Source organism: Streptomyces sp. NPDC104367 (genome assembly GCF_055583825.1).
Map to the genome: position 1 here is coordinate 602,654 of NZ_JBVJND010000002.1, position 20,720 is coordinate 623,373.

19 protein-coding genes and 1 pseudogene are annotated in these 20,720 nt (G+C 72.8%); 13 read left to right on the plus strand and 7 right to left on the minus strand.

The window, feature by feature from the left end:
• Nucleotides 1–25 precede the first annotated feature (25 nt).
• The 7 genes from ACZ619_RS05560 (at nt 26) to ACZ619_RS05590 (ending at nt 7,546) form a co-directional block, all read left to right on the plus strand.
• Nucleotides 26–1,039, plus strand: a complete 1,014-nt coding sequence (locus ACZ619_RS05560; protein ID WP_469594439.1) for a heme/hemin ABC transporter substrate-binding protein — start codon at nt 26–28, stop codon at nt 1,037–1,039.
• Nucleotides 1,039–2,067 carry a FecCD family ABC transporter permease gene (locus tag ACZ619_RS05565; protein WP_469594440.1) on the plus strand — a complete coding sequence of 343 codons (1,029 nt, stop codon included), beginning with the start codon at nt 1,039–1,041 and terminating at the stop codon, nt 2,065–2,067. The genes ACZ619_RS05560 and ACZ619_RS05565 overlap by 1 nt, the downstream gene beginning before the upstream one ends.
• A gap of 230 nt (nt 2,068–2,297) precedes the next feature.
• Complete coding sequence (locus ACZ619_RS05570; protein WP_469594443.1) at nt 2,298–3,119, plus strand: heme ABC transporter ATP-binding protein; 822 nt, start codon at nt 2,298–2,300, stop codon at nt 3,117–3,119.
• A gap of 162 nt (nt 3,120–3,281) precedes the next feature.
• Nucleotides 3,282–4,418 carry an iron uptake system protein EfeO gene (efeO, locus tag ACZ619_RS05575; RefSeq protein ID WP_469594445.1) on the plus strand — a complete coding sequence of 379 codons (1,137 nt, stop codon included), beginning with the start codon at nt 3,282–3,284 and terminating at the stop codon, nt 4,416–4,418.
• Nucleotides 4,419–4,428: 10 nt separating this feature from the next.
• A complete protein-coding gene (efeB, locus tag ACZ619_RS05580; RefSeq protein ID WP_469594446.1) occupies nt 4,429–5,709 on the plus strand; it encodes an iron uptake transporter deferrochelatase/peroxidase subunit in 1,281 nt (426 codons plus the stop codon).
• 3 nt (nt 5,710–5,712) lie between these two features.
• Entirely contained in the window at nt 5,713–6,597 is an 885-nt protein-coding gene (gene efeU / locus ACZ619_RS05585) for an iron uptake transporter permease EfeU (protein ID WP_469594447.1), read from the plus strand.
• Entirely contained in the window at nt 6,545–7,546 is a 1,002-nt protein-coding gene (locus ACZ619_RS05590) for an SCO2278 family lipoprotein (protein WP_469594449.1), read from the plus strand. Before efeU ends, ACZ619_RS05590 begins: the two co-directional genes overlap by 53 nt.
• On the opposite strand, the gene ACZ619_RS05595 is transcribed toward ACZ619_RS05590, so the two are convergent.
• The 4 genes from ACZ619_RS05595 to ACZ619_RS05610 all read right to left on the minus strand — a co-directional run bounded on the left by ACZ619_RS05595 (nt 7,543) and on the right by ACZ619_RS05610 (nt 11,862).
• Complete coding sequence (locus ACZ619_RS05595; RefSeq protein ID WP_469594450.1) at nt 7,543–8,286, minus strand: bifunctional DNA primase/polymerase; 744 nt, start codon at nt 8,284–8,286, stop codon at nt 7,543–7,545. The two genes, ACZ619_RS05590 and ACZ619_RS05595, sit on opposite strands and share 4 nt — an antisense overlap.
• A gap of 90 nt (nt 8,287–8,376) precedes the next feature.
• Nucleotides 8,377–9,360 (minus strand): small ribosomal subunit Rsm22 family protein, encoded by a 984-nt coding sequence (locus tag ACZ619_RS05600; RefSeq protein ID WP_469594452.1) that lies wholly within the window; start codon nt 9,358–9,360, stop codon nt 8,377–8,379.
• Entirely contained in the window at nt 9,357–10,478 is a 1,122-nt protein-coding gene (locus ACZ619_RS05605; RefSeq protein WP_469594525.1) for a serine hydrolase domain-containing protein, read from the minus strand. Before ACZ619_RS05605 ends, ACZ619_RS05600 begins: the two co-directional genes overlap by 4 nt.
• 49 nt (nt 10,479–10,527) lie before the next feature.
• Complete coding sequence (locus ACZ619_RS05610) at nt 10,528–11,862, minus strand: multidrug effflux MFS transporter (RefSeq protein WP_469594453.1); 1,335 nt, start codon at nt 11,860–11,862, stop codon at nt 10,528–10,530.
• A gap of 132 nt (nt 11,863–11,994) precedes the next feature.
• On the opposite strand from ACZ619_RS05610, the gene ACZ619_RS05615 reads away from it, so the two are divergent.
• Nucleotides 11,995–12,993, plus strand: a complete 999-nt coding sequence (locus ACZ619_RS05615; protein WP_469594455.1) for a Gfo/Idh/MocA family protein — start codon at nt 11,995–11,997, stop codon at nt 12,991–12,993.
• Nucleotides 12,994–13,110: 117 nt separating this feature from the next.
• Complete coding sequence (locus ACZ619_RS05620; RefSeq protein ID WP_469594456.1) at nt 13,111–13,869, plus strand: SDR family oxidoreductase; 759 nt, start codon at nt 13,111–13,113, stop codon at nt 13,867–13,869.
• Between the two features lie 239 nt (nt 13,870–14,108).
• Here ACZ619_RS05620 and ACZ619_RS05625 read toward each other — a convergent pair whose 3' ends face one another.
• Entirely contained in the window at nt 14,109–15,326 is a 1,218-nt protein-coding gene (locus ACZ619_RS05625; protein WP_469594458.1) for a D-alanyl-D-alanine carboxypeptidase family protein, read from the minus strand.
• 200 nt (nt 15,327–15,526) lie between these two features.
• Here ACZ619_RS05625 and ACZ619_RS05630 point away from each other — a divergent pair, with 200 nt between their 5' ends.
• Both ACZ619_RS05630 and ACZ619_RS05635 read left to right on the plus strand, forming a co-directional pair.
• Nucleotides 15,527–16,993, plus strand: a complete 1,467-nt coding sequence (locus tag ACZ619_RS05630; protein ID WP_469594461.1) for an ABC transporter permease — start codon at nt 15,527–15,529, stop codon at nt 16,991–16,993.
• A 95-nt stretch (nt 16,994–17,088) separates the two neighbouring features.
• Nucleotides 17,089–17,775 (plus strand): annotated as a pseudogene (locus ACZ619_RS05635) (ABC transporter ATP-binding protein); the annotation flags it as partial.
• 157 nt (nt 17,776–17,932) lie between these two features.
• Here the strand turns inward: ACZ619_RS05635 and ACZ619_RS05640 are convergent.
• On the minus strand, nt 17,933–18,931 hold the full coding sequence (locus ACZ619_RS05640) for an aldo/keto reductase (protein ID WP_469594463.1): 999 nt from the start codon (nt 18,929–18,931) through the stop codon (nt 17,933–17,935).
• 217 nt (nt 18,932–19,148) lie between these two features.
• A complete protein-coding gene (locus ACZ619_RS05645; RefSeq protein ID WP_469594466.1) occupies nt 19,149–19,475 on the minus strand; it encodes a nuclear transport factor 2 family protein in 327 nt (108 codons plus the stop codon).
• 129 nt (nt 19,476–19,604) lie between these two features.
• On the opposite strand from ACZ619_RS05645, the gene ACZ619_RS05650 reads away from it, so the two are divergent.
• Together ACZ619_RS05650 and ACZ619_RS05655 are read left to right on the plus strand one after the other, a co-directional pair.
• Nucleotides 19,605–20,150, plus strand: a complete 546-nt coding sequence (locus ACZ619_RS05650; RefSeq protein ID WP_469594468.1) for a DoxX family membrane protein — start codon at nt 19,605–19,607, stop codon at nt 20,148–20,150.
• Nucleotides 20,151–20,180: 30 nt separating this feature from the next.
• Nucleotides 20,181–20,528, plus strand: coding sequence for a MazG-like family protein (locus ACZ619_RS05655; protein ID WP_469594470.1), 348 nt, complete (start codon nt 20,181–20,183; stop codon nt 20,526–20,528).
• The last annotated feature ends 192 nt before the right edge of the window (nt 20,529–20,720 follow it).

Below are 20,720 nucleotides of genomic sequence, written 5' to 3' on the forward strand. Positions count from 1 at the left end.
GGCAACGAGAGGAACGGACGGGACCGTGCGACGCTTGCGCACTCGACTGACGGGAGCACTGGTCTGCGTGCTCGCCCTCGCACTGGCCTCGACCGCCTGCGCAGGCACGGCGACGTCGGCCGCCGGAAAGAGCCCGGCCGCCACGGCGACGGCCGCGAACCGGGTCGAGCCGCTCGCCGGCACCCCCGCGCCGGAGCTCCCGGTCACCGTCACCTCCGCCGACGGGCGGAAGGTGACGGTCCGGCAGGCCCGGCGGATCGTGCCGCTGTCCGGCAGCCTCAGCGAGATCGTGTTCACGCTCGGCCTCGGCGACCGGGTCGTCGCCCGGGACATCACCACGACCTTCCGACAGGCCGCGAAGCTCCCGGTGGTCACCCGCAACCACGACGTCTCCGCCGAGAGCGTGCTCTCCCTCAAGCCCGACCTGGTCGTCGCCGAGACCACCTCCGGGCCCGCGGAGGCCATGGCGCAGATCCGCGACGCCGGTGTGCCGGTGCTGGTGGTCGATCCCGCGCAGGGGCTGGACGACGTGGGCCCGCGCATCCGGGCGGTCGCCGACGCGCTCGGGGTACCGGCGGCCGGGACGGAGCTGACCCGGCGGACCCGGGCCCGGATCGCCGCCGTGCGCACGACGGTTCCGCACGAGAGCGAGAAGCCCCGGGTGGCCTTCCTCTACCTGCGCGGCTCGGCGTCCGTGTACCTGATCGGCGGGACGGGCTCGGGGGCCACCTCGCTGCTGGAGGCGGCGGGCGCGGTGGACGCCGGGGCCGAGTCGGGGCTGGAGAAGGACTTCACCACGATCACCACCGAGGCGCTCGCGAAGGCCGCGCCGGACGCGATCCTCGTCATGTCCAAGGGACTCGAATCGGTCGGCGGCGTCGACGGCCTGGTGAAGATCCCGGGCGTCGCGCAGACCCCGGCCGGGATGAACCGGCGGGTGGTGTCGGTCGAGGACGGCGTGCTGCTCAACTACGGGCCGCGCACGGACCAGGTGCTCAGGTCGGTCGTGGCGCAGCTGTACGGGGCGGACGCCAAGTGATGACGCGGCGCGGTCGGTTGCTGATGGCGGGGCTCGCCGCCGTACTCCTCGTGCTGGTCCCGGTGGCGGCGGGGCTGGGCGCGTACCCCATCCCCACCGCCGACGTGCTCGGCTCGGTGCTGCACCGGATCGGCCTCGGCGGCGCGGCACTCGACCGGGTGCCCGAGTCCGTGCTGTGGAACGTGCGCTTCCCCCGGATCGTGCTCGCGCTGCTCGTCGGCGCCTCGCTGGGGTGCGCGGGCGCGCTGATGCAGGGCGTGTTCGGCAATCCGCTGGCCGAGCCGGGGGTGATCGGCATCTCCTCCGGGGCGGCGGTGGGGGCGGTCGCCGCGATCGCCTTCGGCCTGGACTTCCTCGGCAACTGGACGGTGCCGGTCCTCGCGTTCGCGTCGGGGCTGGCGACGGTGCTGCTCGTGTACGCGACGTCCCGGGCCGGGGGCCGCACGGAGGTGGTGACGCTGATCCTCACGGGGATCGCGGTGAACGCGTTCGCGGGGGCGCTGATCGGGCTGTTCCTGTTCTTCGCGGACACGGCGGCGGTCAACCAGATCACCTTCTGGCAGCTGGGGTCGCTGTCCCAGGCGACCTGGCCGAAGGTCGTCGCGGTGCTGCCGTGCGCGGTGCTGGGGCTCGCCCTGGCGCCGTTCCACGCCCGCCGTCTCGACCTGCTCGCGCTCGGCGAGCGTCCCGCGCGGCACCTGGGCGTCGACGTCGAACGCCTGCGCCTCACACTGGTCCTGGTCATCGCCCTCCTCACGGCGGCGGCGGTGAGCGTCTCCGGGATCATCGGCTTCGTGGGGCTGGTGGTGCCGCATGTGCTGCGCATGGTCGCGGGGCCCGGGCACCGCTTCCTGATCCCGGCCGGTGCGCTGCTCGGAGCGACGACGCTGCTGGCCGCCGACCTCACGGCCCGCACGGTGGCGGCCCCGGCGGAGCTGCCGCTGGGTGTCCTCACGGCCCTGCTGGGCAGCCCGTTCTTCTTCTGGCTGCTGCGCAGGACCCGGCGGCGGCAGGGGGGTTGGGCATGAGTACGCCCCGGCTCCCCGTACGTCACGGTTCCACGCGGGCCGGACGGCTGCCGAGTGCCGCGCCGCCGCGGCCGGTCGCACCCACCCGGCGGCAGCCGCACACCCACACAGCCCCGCGCCCCCGGCGGGGCGCCCCGCTCGGCTCTTTTCCCGCCGACGGCGCCGAGCCGCCGCGATGCGGTCCGGCGGGGCCGAGCCGCCCCTCAGACCCCCGACCGGAGAGCCCGCTCATGAGACTGCTTCGTTCCCAGCCCGCCCCTCCCCCGCCCCCGGCCCCCGGTGAAGTGCTGGCCGAGGCACAGGGGTTGCGGGTGCTGCTGGGCGGGCGGGCCGTGCTCGGCGGGGTGGACGTGCGGGCGCGGGCCGGTGAGGTGCTTGCGCTGGTCGGGCCCAACGGGGCCGGGAAATCGACCCTGTTGGCCGCGCTGGCCGGTGATGTCCCGGCCGCCGAGGGGGTCGTACGGCTCTTCGGGCATGCCGTCACCCGGTGGTCCGCCGCGGAGCTCGCGCTGCGGCGGGCCGTGCTGCCGCAGTCCGCGGCGCTGTCGTTCCCGTTCACCGTCGAGGACGTCGTACGGATGGGGCGGGCGCCGCACACGGCGGCCACCGCCGAGGAGGACGACCTGGCGGTCGCGGAGGCGATGGCGGCCACCGAGGTCGGCCCCTTCGCCGTACGGCCGTTCTCGGCGCTGAGCGGCGGCGAGCGGGCCCGTGTCGCCCTCGCGCGGGTGCTCGCGCAGCGCGCCCCGCTGCTGCTGCTCGACGAACCGACCGCCGCGCTCGACCTCAAACACCAGGAACTGGTGCTGCGGTTGTGCCGGGAAAGGGCGCACGCCGGTGACGCGGTGGTCGTGGTGTTGCACGACCTCTCGCTCGCCGCCGCCTACGCGCACCGGGTCGCGATCCTGTGCGCCGGCCGTGTCGCCGCCGACGGCCCGCCCGCCGAAGTCTTCGAGGAGCGGCTGCTGTCGGAGGTCTACGACCAGCCGGTCGAGGTGTTCCCGCACCCGCGGACCGGGGCGGTCGTGGTCGCCCCGAAACGAGCTGTTTGACCTGTTCTTTACCTCTCCTTGGTGTCGATTTTGAGCCATCGAGATCAAGCCGTAGCTGTGATCTTTCTGTGTCTGGTGAATCACACCCCGGACGGGTATGACTGAGGTAAGCCTCAGGTAAGTTAGGCCAGCCTCACCACACCACCCTCGCTTGGAGCCTGCATGCGTGCTGTCCGACTCACCGTCACCGCCGCCGCGACCGCGGCCGCCTTGACCGCCCTCTCGGCCTGCACGGCGAAGAGCGACGCGAAGGGCAGTGACGCGATCCAGGTGACCGCCGCCGACTCCACGTGCGAGACGTCGACGAAGTCGGTCCCGGCGGGGCAGGTCACGCTCGCCATCGAGAACAAGGGGTCCAAGGCCACCGAGGTCGAGATCCTCTTCCCGGACGACCGGATCGTGACCGAGAAGGAGAACATCGGCCCGGGGACCAAGTACACGCTGACCGCCGAGGTGAAGGCGGGGTCGTACGAGATAGCCTGCCGCCCCGGCATGAAGGGCCACGGCGTCCGCCAGAAGCTGACCGTCACCGGCTCCGGTGCCGTCGCCAAGCGCAACCCCACCCTGGACAAGGCCGTCGCCGACTACCGCGAGTACGCGCAGGAGCAGGCCGACGCCACCGTCCCGCTCGCCGAGACCTTCGCCAAGGCCGTCAAGGCCGGTGACCTGGAGGCCGCCAAGAAGGCCTACTCCCCCTCGCGCCTGGGCTGGGAGCGCACCGAGCCGATCGCCGAGTCCTTCGGCGACATCGACCCGAAGACCGACACCCGCGCCGACGGCCTGGAGGAGGGCCAGAAGTGGACGGGCTGGCACCGGCTGGAGAAGGCCCTCTGGGCGGACAAGAAGATCGGCGCCACCGAGGCGGTCCTCGCCGGCCAGCTCGTCACCGACCTGAAGGACTGGCAGAACCGGGTCGGCAAGGCGGAGATCACCCCGACCTCCATGGCCAACGGCGCCAAGGAACTCCTCGACGAGGTCGCCACCGGCAAGGTCACCGGCGAGGAGGACCGCTACTCGCACACCGACCTGGTCGACTTCAAGGCCAACGTCGAGGGCGCCCAGAAGGCCTACGAGCTGCTCAAGCCGGTGGCCCGGAAGAACGACAAGGCGCTGACCGCCGAACTCGACAAGCAGTTCGCCGCGCTGGACACGCTGCTGGACAAGTACCGCTCCGACAAGACCTCCTACGACTTCGTGTCGTACGACAAGGTCACCAAGGACCAGCGCAAGGAGCTGTCCGACGCGGTGAACGCCCTCGCGGAGCCGCTGTCCAAGCTCGCCGCGACCGTCGTGAAGTAGGGGGCGGGACATGAGCGGGAAAACCGATCCGTCGCGGCGCGCCCTGATCGGCTGGGGCGGTGCCGGGCTCGCGCTCGGTGCCGCCGTGGCCGGCGGCGCGGTGGCGGTGGCCGGGGCGGGCGACGACATCGACCCGGCCGCGGCCGAGACCGGTGCCGCGATCGCCTTCCACGGCGCGAACCAGGCCGGCATCGCCACGCCCGTCCAGGACCGGCTGCACTTCGCCGCGTTCGACGTGAAGACCGACGACCGGGCCGAGTTCGTCCGGCTGATGAAGGACTGGACGGCCGCGGCCCGGCGGATGACCGCCGGCAAGGCGGTCGGCGAGGGCGCGTACGGCGGCCTCGCCGAGGCGCCGCCGGACGACACCGGCGAGGCCCTCGGTCTCAAGCCGTCCCGGCTGACGCTGACGATCGGTTTCGGCCCGTCCTTCTTCGAGCGGTTCGGGCTCGCCGGGCAGCGGCCGGCCGCGCTCGTCGACCTGCCGAAGTTCCCCGGGGACAACCTCGACAGGTCCCGTACCGGCGGCGACCTCTGCATCCAGGCCTGCGCCGACGATCCGCAGGTCGCCGTGCACGCCATCCGCAACCTCGCCCGCATCGGCTTCGGCAAGGTCGCCATCCGCTGGTCCCAGCTGGGCTTCGGGAAGACCTCGTCGACGACCCCCGACGCCCAGACCCCGCGCAACCTCATGGGGTTCAAGGACGGCACCCGCAACATCGCGGGGACCGAGACCGGCCGGCTGAAGAAGTTCGTGTGGGCCGGGGACGGGGACGGGCCCGGCTGGATGACGGGCGGGTCGTACCTCGTCGCGCGGCGCATCCGCATGAACATCGAGACCTGGGACCGGACCTCGCTCCAGGAGCAGGAGGACGTCTTCGGGCGGGACAAGGGCGAGGGCGCCCCGGTCGGCAAGGCCAAGGAGCACGACGAGCCGTTCCTGAAGGCCATGAAGCCCGACGCCCATGTGCGCCTCGCGCACCCGGACTCCAACGGCGGGATCACCATCCTGCGCCGGGGCTACTCCTTCACGGACGGCACCGACGGGCTCGGGCGGCTCGACGCCGGGCTGTTCTTCCTGGCCTACATGCGTGACGTGCGCAAGGGGTTCATCCCGTTGCAGCGCAAGCTGTCCGCGTCCGACGCGCTCAACGAGTACATCCAGCACGTGGGTTCGGCCGTCTTCGCCGTCCCGCCCGGCGTCCGCGACAAGGACGACTGGTGGGGCCGGGCGCTGTTCACCGAGTCCGCCGAGTCCGCCAAGTCCTCCGAGTCCGCCAAGGGGGCGTGATCCGTGTTCTCCAACTATCTGATCGGACTGCGGGAGGGGCTGGAGGCCTCGCTCGTCGTCTGCATCCTCATCGCCTATCTGGTCAAGACCGGACGCCGGGACGCCCTGCGGCCGATCTGGATCGGCATCGCGGTGGCGGTGCTGATCGCCATGGGCTTCGGCTGCGCGCTGGAGTTCGGCTCCCAGGAGCTGACGTTCCAGGCGCAGGAGGCGCTCGGCGGCTCGCTGTCCGTGATCGCCGTCGGGCTGGTGACGTGGATGGTGTTCTGGATGCGGCGCACCGCCAGGCACCTGAGGTCCGAGCTGCACGGCAAGCTGGACGCGGCCCTCGCGATGGGCACCGGCGCCCTGGTCGCCACCGCGTTCCTCGCCGTGGGCCGCGAGGGGCTGGAGACCGCGCTGTTCGTCTGGGCGTCCGTGCACGCGGCGAGCGACGGCACCCCGCGCCCCCTGGTCGGTGTGGCCCTGGGACTGGCCACCGCCGTCCTGCTCGGCTGGCTGTTCTACCGCGGCGCCCTGCGGATCAACCTCGCCAAGTTCTTCACCTGGACCGGCGGCATGCTGGTCGTGGTCGCGGCGGGCGTGCTGGCGTACGGCTTGCACGACCTCCAGGAGGCCGACTGGATCCCGGGCCTGACGAACCAGGCCTTCGACATCAGCGACACCGTCCCGCCGGACAGCTGGTACGGCACCCTGCTCAAGGGCGTCTTCAACTTCCAGCCGGACCCGACCGTCCTCCAGGTCACGGTGTGGCTGCTCTACCTGGTCCCGACGCTCGCGCTCTTCTTCGCCCCGGTAGGGTTCGCCTCCGGGAAGGGGAAGGTGAAGGCACCTGATGACGCACCTGACGACCAGGGATCGCGGCCCTCGAAGGCTCCGCAGGCGTGACCGGAACGCGGTCGTGGCGATCTCGCTGACCGCCATGTCGATGACGGCGAGCGGCTGCGTGGTGGTGCACGGGGAGCGTGAGGTACTCCCCGCCACCACCCGGGCCGAAGCCGCCAAGGCGCTCGAACAGTTCACGGACGCGTACAACAAGGCCGACAAGGCGTACGACGGTTCACTGGACGCCGACTACACGACCGGCGCCCTCGCCGACATCGACTCGGCGCGCCTGAAGGCCGGGCACGTCAACAGCCCGAGCGGCAACTCCGGCCACGCGGACCTGGAGTTCGACGACACGAAGTTCACCATCCCGAAGAAGGCCGGCTGGCCGCGCTGGTTCGTCGCGGACGCACACGGCAGCATCGGCGGCGACGACCGCTGGATGCTGGTCTTCACCCGCAGCAGCCTCTCCGAGCCGTTCCAGGTGGCGTACCTGACGCTGGTCGCGCCGGACGACGTACCGAAGTTCAAGACCGACAAGGACGGCTGGGCCGAGACCGTACCGGCGAACAGCTCCGAACTCGCCGTCTCACCGGGCGGCTTGAGCCAGAAGTACAGCACGTACCTGAAGAGCGGCGGCAGCGCCTTCGCGGACGGCGCGCACACCAGCGGCTGGCGCGCGGACCGCAAGAAGTCGACCAAGCCGGGCCTGGCGACCCAGTTCATCGACGAGCCGCTCACCGGCGGCGACTACGCGCCGCTCGCGCTGCGCACCACCGACGGCGGGGCGCTGGTCTTCTTCACCACCCGCTACTACGCCAAGCAGACCGCGGCCGCGGGCGCTTCCGTGCCGACGCCCAACAAGTCGGTCCAGGCGCTGACCAAGGGCGAGATCAAGCAGTCGCTGACCATGCAGTTCATCTCCAACCAGGTCGCCCTCGACCCGGCGGGGACCGGCAAGGTCTCGGTGCTCGGGCGCATCCAGGGGATGACGTCCGCGCAGGGGTCCTAGCGCCGCGGCGGCCAGCCGGCGCCCACCTGGCCGGTCTCCTCGCCGGCGTACCGGGCGCAGGCGTCGGTGAGGGTCTCCAGGAGGCTGAGCGGGTCGGGCAGCGCGTGCTCGGGGCCGCGCACCCAGTGCACCCGCCGCGCGTCGTCCCCGGGCAGCCGGGCCGGGGGCACGAGGACGTACGACCCGCGGCAGTGCCAGCGCAGGCCCGGGTGCTCGTCCATGGTCTCGGGGTGGCAGTCCAGCTCGCACGGCCACCACTCGTCCTCGTCCTCGGGGGTGCCGCGGGTGAGGGTGAAGAACAGCAGGCGGTCGTCGTCGCTCTCGGCGACGGGACCGACCTCGACGCCGCTCGCGAGCAGCCGCTCCAGCGCCTGCCGGCCGGCCTCCAGGGGCACGTCGAGGACGTCGTGGGTCATTCCGGTCGCGGTGACGAAGTTGGCCTGCGGCTGGTGCCGGGCCCAGCGCTCGATCTGCGCGCGGTCGGTGGTGGACTGCGTCTGCCACGCGAACGACACCGGGTGCCGGGCCGGGGTGGGGCAGCCGACGCGGTCGCAGGAGCAGCCGTAGCCGGGGGCCGGGTGCGCGGCGGGGGCCAGCGGGAGCCCCGCCTCGGCGGCGGCGAGCAGCAGGGCCTCACGGCCGCCGTCGCCGTCCGCGGGCGCCTGCTTGGGACGGCGTCCGAGCAGCCACTGGGAGAGCCTGCCCTGCCGGCCGCTGCGGCCGCCGAACGTCGCGCTCATGTATCGCCTCGCCTCGCTGTGGTCCGGACAGGATGCCTTATGGTCCCATCTGGGTGCGAAGCGGGGGGAACGGGGGGTGGCGCGGTGGTGTCACCGCGGGGGCCAGACGTCGCCCCAGTCCGCGTCCCGGGCCGCCCTGTACAGGTCGCCGTGGCGCTTGGTGACCGTCGTCCGGCGCAGCTGCTCGTCGGCCTCGCACAGGTCGAGCAGTACCTGGCCCTTGCGGATCAGGGGGCGCCGGACCACCCGGGCGGGTGCCGGGGCGGCCGGGAGGCGGGTGGCGGCGACGTAGCTGAACTTCTCGTCCTCGTAGGCCAGCGATCCGCCCTTGACCTGGCGGTGCAGGGAGGAGCGGCTGACCCGGGCCGAGAAGTGGCACCAGTCCTCGCCGGGGACGATCGGGCAGGCGGCGCTGTGCGGGCAGGGCGCGGCGACCTGGAAGCCGGCGGCGGTCAGCCGGTCGCGGGCCTCGATGACCCGGGCGTAGCCGGCCGGGGTGCCGGCCTCGACGATCACCACGGCACGGGCGGCGGTCGCGGCGGCGTCGACGAGGGCGGCCCGGTCGGCCGGGTCGAGTTCGTTGAGGACGTACGACACCGTGACGAGATCAGTGCTCTCGATGGTGAGCGCCGCTCCGATCCGAGAGCGCTGCCAGCGGGCCTCCCGCAGCGCGGGGTCGGCGGCGGCGATCTCCCGGCCGAGGGCGAGCGCGGGCTCGGCCCAGTCCAGCACCGTCACCGGCCGGACCCCGGACCAGGTGTCGGCCACCGCCCAGGTCGCCGCGCCCGTGCCGCCGCCGACGTCGACATGGCTGCCCGGCGCCCACTCGGGCACCGCGTCGGCGAACTCCGCCAGCGCGGCCCGTACCGCCTCGAAGGTGGCCGGCATCCGGTACGCGGCGTAGGCCACGACGTCGGCCCGGTCGCGCAGGATCGGCGCGTCGGTCGGGGTGGCCCCGCGGTAGTTGGCGATGAGCCGCTCGACGGCTCCGGCGGCCTGCTTCGGGGGCAGGCCGTCCAGGAGGGAGGAGAGGGTGGCGCGGAGCCGGTCGGCCGGGGATGCGGGGTCGTTCACCCGGCGATTGTATGGACAGCTCTGGCCAGCCGGGTCGCCACGGCCGCCCGCGGGCCGCTGTCGCCGGGCCGCCGCCGTGGATGGACGGTGTTGGCCAGCAGGACCAGGAAGGTGTCCGTGGCGCGGTCCAGCACCAGGCTCGTCCCGGTGAACCCGGTATGGCCCGCTGCCCCCCGCCCCGCGAGTTCGCCCATGAACCACGGCTGGTCGACGAGGAAGCCGAGGCCCGGCGGGTCCAGCAGCAGGTCCGCGAAGTCGGGGCCGAGGACGCGGGCGGGACCGTACGCGCCGCCCGAGAGCAGGGCCCGGCAGAAGACCGCCAGGTCCCGGCCCGTGGAGAAGAGGCCCGCGTGCCCGGCGACCCCGCCCAGCGCCCAGGCGTTCTCGTCGTGCACGACCCCCCGCAGCATCCCGCGGTCCGCCTTGGCCCACGGCCGCCGCTGGTCCTCGGTGGCCGCCGCGCCGGGGCAGGGGCCGAAGTCGGTGGCGTTCATGCCGAGGGGGCGGGTGATGCCCTCGCGGACCAGGACGTCGAGGGTGCGGCCGGTGATCCGCTCCAGGACGTACTGGAGGAGGAGCATGTTGAGGTCCGAGTAGCGGTACGCGCCGGGCGCGCCGCTGGGCGGCTCGGCGCGCAGCAGCTCCAGGCGGGCCGCGTCGTCCGGGCAGTCGTACAGCGGGAGTTCGGGGCGCAGTCCGGAGGTGTGGGTGAGGAGCTGGCGCACGGTGATGCCGTGCAGGGCGGCCGCGTGGAAGTCGGGGAGGTAGGCGCCGACCCGGGCGTCGATGCCGAGGGTGCCGCGCTCCAGCTGCTGCACGGCGGCCACCGCGGTGAAGAGCTTGGTCAGGGAGGCGAGGTCGAACGGGGTGTCGACGGTCATCGGGACCCGGGCGGGCGGCGGCAGTTCGACGCATCCGTCGGCCGCCGGGTCGTAGCCGGAGCAGCGCACCGCCCAGCCCACCGCCTCCTGCACGGCGATCACCGGCCCGCGTCCGGCCACCACGACGGCCCCGGCCGTCCAGGGCCGCTCACCGGTGGTGAGGTCGTGCACCTCGCGGACGAGGTGCCGGAGTTCCGCGGGGTCGAGCCCGGCCCGTTCCGGTGTCTCGACGCGCAGTCTCGGTGCGCTCAGCGCTCCTCCCCCTTAGTCTCGGGTCCAGGGACGGCTAGTCCCGGGTCCAGGGACGGCACATTCCCACGAAGCAGGCCAGCGCCACCAGTGTCCCCGCCACTTGGACGACGGCCATGGGCACCGCGGTTCTCTCCCCGGCGATCCCGACCAGCGGCGAGGCGACGGCGCCGACCAGGAACGAGGTGGTGCCGAGCAGCGCGGAGGCGGAGCCGGCGGCGTGCCGGGTGCGCAGCAGGGCGAGGGTCTGGGCGTTCGGGAGGGTGATGCCCATCGCGGACATCAGCACGAACAGGGCGGCGGCGACCGGCCCGAGCCCGACCGGGCCGAGGGCGCCGGTCGACATCAGCAGCAGCGCGACCGCGGCCAGCACGGTCACCACCAGGCCCACGCCGAGCACCTTGTCCAGGCTGACCCGGCCGACCAGGATCTTGCCGTTGACCTGCCCGGCGATCACCAGCCCGATCGAGTTGAGGCCGAAGAGCAGGCTGAAGGTCTGCGGGGAGGCGCCGTAGATCTCCTGGATCACGAACGGCGAGGCGCTCACGTAGGCGAAGAGCGCGGCGAAGGCGAAGCCGCCCGCGAGCATGTAGCCGGTGAAGGGGAGGTCGGCGAGGAGGGCGCGCATGCTGCGTACGGCCGTGCCCGCGCCGCCGGCGTGCCGTTCGGCGGGCGGCAGGGTCTCCGGCAGCCGCAGCGCCACGACCACGGCGAGCAGGGTGCCGACGACGGTCAGGACCATGAACACGCCCCGCCAGTCCGTGACCCGCAGGATCTGTCCGCCGATCACCGGCGCCACGATCGGGGCGACCCCGGAGACCAGCATCAGGGTGGAGAAGAACCGGGCCATGGCGACGCCGTCGTAGAGGTCGCGTACGACGGCTCGCGCGATGACGATGCCGGCCGCGCCCGCGAGGCCCTGGGCGAGGCGGAAGGCGACCAGCGTCTCGACGTCCGGCGCGACGGCGCACAGGGCGGTGGCGAGGACGTAGACGGCGAGGCCGGTGAGCAGCGGGCGGCGCCGTCCCCAGCGGTCGCTCATCGGGCCGACGACCAGCTGGCCGACGGCCATGCCGGCGAGGCACGCGGTGAGGGTGAGCTGGACGGTCGCGGCGGGGGCGTGCAGGGAGCGGGTGACCTCGGGCAGCGACGGGAGGTACATGTCCATCGCGAGCGGCGGCGTCGCGGTGAGTCCGCCGAGGAGCAGGACCAGCAGCAGACCGGCACGCCGGGCGGGGGCGAGGGCCGGTGCGGCGGTGACGGCGGGGCCGGTGGGCGTTGCGGGGCCGGTGGGGGTGGCGGGTGTTCTGCGCGGTACGGGTACGGCGGTGTCCTTTGTGTCCGGTCCCGGCGGTGCCGGCTGCTCGGGCATGTGCCCCCCACTTCCTGGTTCCCGCGGCGTCCCGCGGTCGGGTCTGCTCTTGATGGACCCCGTCGTCCCCCGCATATGCTCTCAGCTCGTACAGACTGCCTGGAAACACATGAGCGAGGGTGGGCGGCCGGGATGGCGGAGCAGAACGTGCGGTGGGGGATCCTCGCGACGGGCGGGATCGCGGCCGCGTTCGCGGCGGACCTGGTGGATCTGCCGGACGCGGAGATCGTCGCGGTGGCCTCGCGGTCGACCGAGTCGGCGCGGGGGTTCGCGGAACGGTTCGGGATCGCGCGGGCGTACGGCGACTGGGAGTCGCTGGCCCGGGACGAGGACGTCGACGTGGTGTACGTCGCCACCCCGCACTCGGCGCACCGGGCGGCCGCCGGGCTGTGCCTGGAGGCGGGGCGGAACGTGCTGTGCGAGAAGGCGTTCACGGTCAACGCCCGCGAGGCCGGGGAGCTGGTCGCGCTGGCGAAGGAGCACGACCGCTTCCTGATGGAGGCGATGTGGATGTACTGCAACCCGCTGGTGCGGCGGCTGGCGGCGCTGGTCGCCGACGGGGCGGTCGGCGAGGTGCGGACGGTGCAGGCGGACTTCGGCCTGGAGGGCCCGTTCCCGCCGGCGCACCGGCTGCGGGACCCGGCGCAGGGCGGCGGCGCGCTGCTCGACCTGGGGGTGTACCCGGTGTCGTTCGCGCACCTGCTGCTCGGTGAGCCGGACGGGATGTCGGCGCGAGCGGTGCTCTCGGAGGAGGGCGTCGATCTCCAGACGGGTGCGCTGCTCTCGTGGGAGAGCGGCGCTCTCGCGGCGGTGCACTGCTCCATCGTCGGCGGCACCGGCACCACCGCCTCGATCACCGGCTCCCGCGGCCGGATCGACCTCCCGGACGGCTTCTTCCACCCCGAGCGCTTCGTGCTGCACCGCGACGGCCGCGACCCGCAGGAGTTCGTCATGGACCCGGCCGACGGTCCGCGCAACACCCTGCGCCACGAGGCCCGCGAGGTGATGCGCGCCCTGCGCGCCGGCGAGACCGAGTCCCCCCTCGTCCCCCTCGACGGCACCCTCGCGGTCATGCGCACCCTGGACACCCTCCGTTCCCGGATCGGCGTGCGCTACGCCGGAGAGGCCTGAGCACGAGCGCCCCGTGAGGAGCGCGGGGAACCGCGCGACCAGCCACGTCGCGCCCGCCCCCGATCATCGCCCCGGCACCACGCGGCGCTCCCGAGCGGAGCGCCTACGCTGCGGGCCATGAATGCCAAACAGTCGAAGATCGCGGTCGTCACCGGTGCCGGCTCCGGCATCGGCCGTGCCGTCGCCGTGGAGCTGCTGCGGGCCGGCTGGTCGGTCGCCCTGGCCGGCCGCCGCCCGGCCGCGCTGGGGGCGACCGCGGCGCTGGTGCCCGGGGCCGCCTGTCTGGCCGTACCCACGGACGTGGCGCGACAGGCGGACGTGGAGGGGCTGTTCACGGCGACCGTGGAGCGGTTCGGCCGGGTGGACCTGCTGTTCAACAACGCGGGGACGTTCGGGCCCGGCGGGGTGCCGGTCGAGGACCTCCCCTACGACGCCTGGCGGCACGTCGTGGACACCAACCTCAACGGCGCGTTCCTGTGCGCGCAGGCGGCGTACCGGCGGATGAAGGAGCAGGATCCGCGGGGCGGCCGGATCATCAACAACGGCTCGGTCTCGGCGCACACGCCCCGCCCGCACTCCGTCGCCTACACCGCGACCAAGCACGCGCTGACCGGGCTCACCAAGTCCCTGTCGCTGGACGGCCGGGCGTACGGCATCGCGGTGGGGCAGATCGACATCGGCAACGCGGCCACCGACATGACGGCCCGGATACAGACCGGGGCGCTCCAGGCGAACGGGGAGGTCGCCCCGGAACCGGTGATGGACGTGGCCGACGTGGCGCGCACCGTGCGGCACATGGCGGAGCTGCCGCTGGAGGCGAACGTGCAGTTCGCGACGGTGCTCGCGACGGCCATGCCGTACGTGGGCCGCGGCTGAACGGCCGTTCAGCCGCGGCCATCACAACTTGCACAAGCGGAATTTGAAGCTCCGCGGTATTGCGGCCGATAACCGGCCTATGCTCAACTTTCCTCCACCAGAACTTCACAGTTGAGACTCTGAGGTTCCGCCGACCACACCGAGGGGGGAGGCGGCAGCCGTTCCACCGGACCGGGTGGGGGTGGACCCGCGTGGGACCGCGGGTACGCACCGGTGGGTGGAGCGGCTGCCGCGTGACGTCACCCGCCCTGCGTGTCCCCCGGACCGCCCTGCGTGTCACCCCGACCGGACCGCGCGGCCTCCGGCTCGGCACCGGCCGTCCGCCGCCGGCGGCGCAGCGCCCACGCCCCCGCGCCCAGCACCGCGAGCGTCCCCGCCCCGCCCGCCGCGAGCCCCCACGACGACGGCCCGGACGCCCCCGAACCGGCCGCGGACGCCCCGGCCGCGCCCGCGGCCCCCCTGCCCTTCGACGGCGACGGGCTCGCGCTCGCCCCGCCCTCGCTCAGCGCCTCGACCAGCGTCCCCACCGGCCGGGCCGAACTCCCCCTCCCGAAACCCCAGTCGAGCAGCGCGGCGGTCTCCTCGTACACCGCGTTGGTGCCGGGGTCCGGGTGCATCACGGTGACCAGCAGGGTGCGGCCGCCCCGGGTGGCACCGCCGGTGAAGGTGTTGCCGGCGTGGCTGGTGTAGCCGTTCTTGACGCCGAACAGGCCCTTGTAGACGTCCAGTCCCCAGGAGCCGGTGAGCAGGCGGTCGGTGTTCTGGATCTGGAAGGTCTTCTTGCCGCCCGCCGGGAAGTCGGCGGTCCTCGTCCCGCAGTACCCGCGGAAGTCGTCGTCCTTCAGCCCGTGCCGGGCGAAGAGCGTGAGGTCGTAGGCGGACGACAACTGCCCCTTGTGGTCGAAGCCGTCGGGGCTGACCACATGGGTGTCCAGGGCCTGGAGGTCGACCGCCTTGGCCTGCATCTCGGCGACGGTCTTGGCGATGCCGCCGTTCATGTGCGAGAGGACGTGCACGGCGTCGTTGCCCGAGCGCAGGAACACGCCCTGCCACAACTGCTCGACGGTGTAGGTGATGCCGGCCTTGATACCGACCAGACTGGAACCGGAGGGAACGTCCGAGATGTCGGAGTCCTTGACCTTGTAGCGGCCGCTGCGCTCGAACTTCGTCAGCACGGTGTCCGCGAACAGCATCTTCAGCGTGGACGCGGGAGCCAGCCGGCGGTGCGCGTCGTACGAGGCGAGCACCTCCCCGCTGTCGCAGTCGGCGAGCAGCCAGGCGCGGGCGGTGAGCTTCTTGGGAAGGCCCGCGGCACCGCTCACCTGTATTCCGCCACGAGCCAGGCGCTCGCCGCCTATGACCGTGGTCGCGGACGCGGATGTGGCTGTGAAAACGGGAAGAGCGGCGGCCGTCAGTCCGAGGGCGGCACGCCGGGTCAGCCGAGAGGAATCGCGCATCCCGGGACCGTACACCGCAGGCCAGGGGGGCAACCTGGCAGTACCCCCTCCCCCGGCCAGGAATTTGCTGTCTTATGAAAGTTTGCTAAGACCTCCCCGTTTCTCAGCTCTGACACATCTTTTACCCAGGGCGACTCAAAGGTTTCTCCCTAACTTGAGCCAGCGCCCACAGCGGGCGCCAAGAACCTTCGAGGAACGGGATGTTTGGCATCTATCTCAAGCGCGAGCTGGGCCGCAGAAAGAAGGCGGCCCTGGTCATCGCACTGGGTCTGGCGCTCGGAATCGCCCTCGTCATCACGGTCAACTCGGTCTCGGCCGGCATGACGCAGGCGCAGGACAAGGTCCTCAAGTCGCTCTACGGCCTCGGCACCGACATGACGGTGACCAAGGCTCAGTCGGCGCCCACCTCGGGCAGTTCCGGCGGACCGAGCTTCGAGTTCGACGCGAAGTCCAGCAGCAGTTCCAAGCAGAGCTCGGACCGTGTGATGACTCAGGGCGGTCAGGCCCTGAAGTCGTCCCTGGTGAGCAAGGTCGCCGGCCAGAAGGGCGTGGAGAGCGCGGTCGGAGCGCTCTCCCTCAACGTCACCAAGGTCAACGGCTCCTTCACCCAGGGCAAGGCGCAGAGCAGCTCCGGCAGCGGCAGCAGCTCCGGCGGCCAGGGCCAGCCCGGCGGCGGCACCTCCACCGGCATGCCGCAGGTGCAGGGCGGCGGCGCCAACTTCAACGTCAACAGCTACTCGGTGGCCGGCGTCGACGTCGCCCACCAGGGCCTCGGCCCGCTGTCCACGATGAAGATCACCACGGGCAAGACCTTCACCTCGTCGCAGACCGGCGCCAAGGTCGCGGTGGTCAGCAAGTCCTACGCCAAGTCGAAGAAGTACAAGGTCGGTTCGACCTTCAAGATCTCCGGCACCAAGTTCACGGTCATCGGCATCGCCACCCCGGACAGCAGCGAGTCCGACACCGACCTGTTCATTCCGCTGAAGCTCGCGCAGACCCTGGGCGACGCCAAGAACCAGGTCACCACGATCTACGTCAAGGCGTCCGACTCCAAGCAGATCTCCACCGTGAAGAAGGAGATCCAGTCCAACATCTCCGGTACGACGGTCACCACCTCCGCCGACCTGGCGTCGACCGTCTCCGGTTCCCTCTCCACCGCCTCCAGCCTCGCGACCAGCGTCGGCAAGTGGCTGTCCATCGCGGTCCTCGCGGCGGCCTTCCTGGTGGCGGCCCTGCTGACCTCGTCCGCGGTCTCCCGCCGCGTCCGTGAGTTCGGCACCCTGAAGGCCCTCGGCTGGCCCTCGCGCAACGTGACCCGCCAGGTCGTCGGCGAGTCCATGGTGAACGGCCTGATCGGCGGCGCCCTCGGCATCGCCCTCGGGGTCGGCGCGGCCTACGCGGTCACCATGGTCAGCCCGAAGCTGACGGCCCAGATGGGCAGCACCGGTGGCGGCGGCGGTGGCATGGGCGGCGGCCCGGGCGGCGGCGGCCCCGGCCAGCAGTCCACCCAGAGCACCCTGGAGATCGCGCTGACCGCGCCCGTCTCCCTGACCACCATCGGCCTCGCGGTCGGCCTCGCGGTCGCCGGCGGCCTCGTCGCCGGCGCGATGGGCGGCTGGCGCGCCTCCCGGATGCGCCCGGCCGACGCCCTGCGCAGCGTCTCGTAACCCCGCTTCCACCAGCACCCCCTGGACTGGGGCGCCGCCTCCGATCCCCCCGGGACGCGGCGCCCCACCTCCCCTTACCACCTTGTGGAGAACCCATGTACAGACTCACCGGAGTCACCAAGCGCTACACGCGGGGCAAGGAGACGGTCGAGGCGCTGCGCGGCATCGACCTGACGATCGAGGACGGCGACCAGCTCGTCATCCAGGGCCCGACCGGCGGCGGCAAGTCGACCCTGCTCCAGATGATCGGCGGCCTGGACCGGCCGAGTTCGGGCAGCGTGGAGCTGGACGGCGTGGACCTGGCCACCGTCAGCGAGGCGAAGCTGACGCGGCTGCGCGCCGAGAAGATCGGCATCATCTTCCAGGCGTTCAACCTGATCCCGACGCTCACCGCCCAGGAGAACGTCGAGACCGCCCTGGTGCCGCTGGGCGTGAAGCCCGCCGAGCGCCGTGAGCGCGCCGCCGAGGCGCTGCGCTCGGTCGGTCTCGGCGAACGCCTCGGCCACGCGCCCTCCGAGCTCTCCGGCGGCCAGCAGCAGCGTGTCGCGATCGCCCGTGCGCTGGTGAAGAAGCCGAAGGTCCTCCTCGCCGACGAGCCGACCGGCAACCTCGACGAGGGTACCCGCGACGACATCATGGCCCTGCTGGAGGGCCTGTGGCACGAGTACGGCCTGACCTTCATCATGGTCACCCACGACTCGTCCATCGCGCGCCGCGCGCCGCGTCTGGCCACCATCAAGGCCGGCCAGATCACCCTCACCGAGCAGGCCCGCGACCAGCAGTACGCGGCCCAGCAGGCCCACCAGACGCAGCAGGCGCACCAGGCCGCGCAGCAGCAGGCGGCGCCGGCGGCGGCCGGCTACAACGGCCAGCAGCCCTACGTGCAGCAGCAGTACGGCGGCGGTCAGGGCTACTGACCCGCACCCGCACCGGGGCCGTTCACCGCCCGAGGAGTCGCTCGACCTCGCTCGACTCCTCCGCGGTGAGCGGCCCTTTCGCGAGCGCGCCGGCGTTCTCCTCGGCCTGCGCGACCGACCGGAACCCGGGGATGGGCACGGTGCGGGCGCTGCGCGCCCAGATCCACGCGAGCGCCCCCTGCGCGAGGGTCCGTCCCCCGCCGGTCAGCACCTCCCGCAACGCCTCGATCCGGGCGACCCATTCGGGGTCGGCCCCGCCGCCGTCCCCGGACCCGGGCAGCCACCCCGGCAGCCAGCCCGGCGGCCTGCTCCGGATGTCCCCGTCCCCGGCCGCGCCCCGCCGCCCGCCGAGCAACCCCATGGCGAGCGGGCTCCGGTCGACACTGGCGAGGTCGAACCGCTCGCAGAGCAGCAGGAGTTCGGGCGCGTCCTGAAGAACGTTGAGCGTGTGCTGCACGGTCGCGCAGTGCGCCCCCCGCGCGAACACGGCGGCCCGAGCGGGGTCGTCGGTGCTCCACCCGTAGGCCCGGACGAGCCCTTCCCCGACCAACTCCTCGCAGGCGTCGCGCAGTTCGGCGGCGCGACCGGGATCGCCGTCGGAGAGGTGGAACTGGTAGAGGTCGATGTGATCGGTACCGAGCCGCCGCAGCGACGCGACGAGGGCGCGGCGCAGATACGCGGGCGAGTCGTCGGCGCCGGTGAGGGTGCGGGTCTGCGCGTCGAACACGTTGCCCCACTTGGTGGCGACGACCACGTCGGCCCGCCGCCTGCCGAGGGCCCGGCCGAGGACCCGCTCGCTGTGTCCGGTGCCGTAGGTGTCGGCGGTGTCGAAGAAGGTGACACCGAGGTCGAGGGCGCGGTGGACGGCCCGCACGGACTCCTCGTCGTCGACCCTGCCCCAGCCGAGGGGCTGCCCGCTCCCGTCCTGCCACTCCCCGCCGATGGCCCAGCAGCCGAAGCCGAGCGCGCTGACGCGGATGCCGGAGCGTCCCAGAGTCCTGGTGTTGTCGTCGGTTCCCATGCCCGGGAACGCTAGGAGTTGAAGCGCACACGAGGACAAGGGGACGGCAGCACGGCAAGGTGAGAGAGGCCGCACGGCAAGGCGGGGACGGCCGCACGGCAAGGCCGAAGCGGCCGGGCCACAGGGCGGGGACGGCCGGCAGGGCAGGGCGGGGACGGCCGACAGGGCGGGGCGGGGGCGGCCGGAGGTTCGGGGCCGGCCGGAGGTTCGGGGCCGGCTAGGCCTGGCCGGTTTCGAAGCGTGAGATCAGGCCGTCGTCCTCGACCGTGAAGGCCCACCGGGTGCGCATCTCGCCCCAGGTGTCGTTGCGGTAGCGGGCGAGCAGCCCGCGGCCGCCGTCGTTCTCGCTCTCGACGTCGATATGACCGTGGGAGGAGAAGATCTCGCTGTCGATCCAGTCGGCGAGGTCGCGGTCGGAGCCGTCGTCGGACATGGTCGCGCCAGGAGCGAGGAGGTGCATGAAGCCCTCGCGGTCGTGCCCGTTGACGGCGGTGACGAAGGCCCGGACGGCCGGGTCGCTGAGCTTGGCGGTCTTGATCGTCATACCGGCCAGCCTCACACCGCGCCCAGGGCCCCGCCACCCGAACGGCGGCGAGAACGGGCCGTCCGGGTGGCCGGGATGCGACGGTGGAACCCCGACCACCGCACGCCCCACCCCGCCCGAGGAGCCACCATGACCTGCTACGACCGACGGGACGCGGGCCTGCTGCTGCTCCGGCTGGGCACCGGCGGCGTCCTCGCGGCACACGGCGCGCAGAAGCTGTTCGGCTGGTTCGGCGGGGGCGGCCTCGAGGGCACCGGCCGGTTCATGGAGTCGGTGGGCTACGCGCCGGGCAAGCAGAGCGCGATGGCGGCGGGCCTGGCGGAGGCGGGCGGCGGCGCGCTCCTCGCCCTGGGCCTCGCGACGCCCGCGGCGGGTGCCGCGGCTGCGGGTGCGATGGCGGGCGCCGCGGCCCTGCACATGCCCAACGGCTTCTTCGCGCAGGAGGGCGGCTACGAGTACGCCGCGTCCCTGGGCCTGGCCGCGGCCGGCCTCGCCGTGACGGGCCCCGGCCGCCTCTCCCTGGACCACGCGCTGGGCCATGTCCTCGACCGGGGCTGGATGGTCCCGGCGGCCTTGGGCGTGACGGGCGCGGTGACGGCGCTGGTGATCGGCGCCCGGAACAGGCGGGTGCGGCGCAGGGCGGAGGGCGAGCAGGAGCCCCTGTTCGAGGAGTAGTCACCGCTCCGGGTGCGGCAGGCTGTGCCCATGACGGAACAGCGCACCTCCCCCTCCCCCGACCTGTGGGCCTCCATCGACGCCCTGTGGACCTGGCTCGACGCCAACCGCGCCCATGACGGCGACACCGGTCTCGTCCTGCGCATGCTCAAGCTCACCGAGGAGGTCGGCGAGGTCGCCCAGGCGGTGATCGGAGCGACGGGCCAGAACCCGCGCAAGGGCGTCACCCACACGTGGGAGGACGTGCAGGGGGAACTGTGCGACGTCGTGATCACGGCGCTGGTGGCACTGCGGACGCTCACACCGGACGCCCGGGAGACCTTCGACCACCACCTCGCCCGGGTGACGGAACGCTCACTGGGACCGGCCGCGCCCTAGGTGGGGCGCTCGTCGAGCAAGCCGTCGCCACCCTCAAGTCCTCGTCCAGGCCATCCTCTGCCTGCATCAGGCCAGCTCAGCTTGAGGATGGAAAACGCTCCCTACGTTGTTCTGCGGGATGTGGTGAGCCCTTCGTATGGTTCACCCACCCAGGGGTGCCGGGTGTGGTTCAAAACGCTCTGCCGCTTGTGG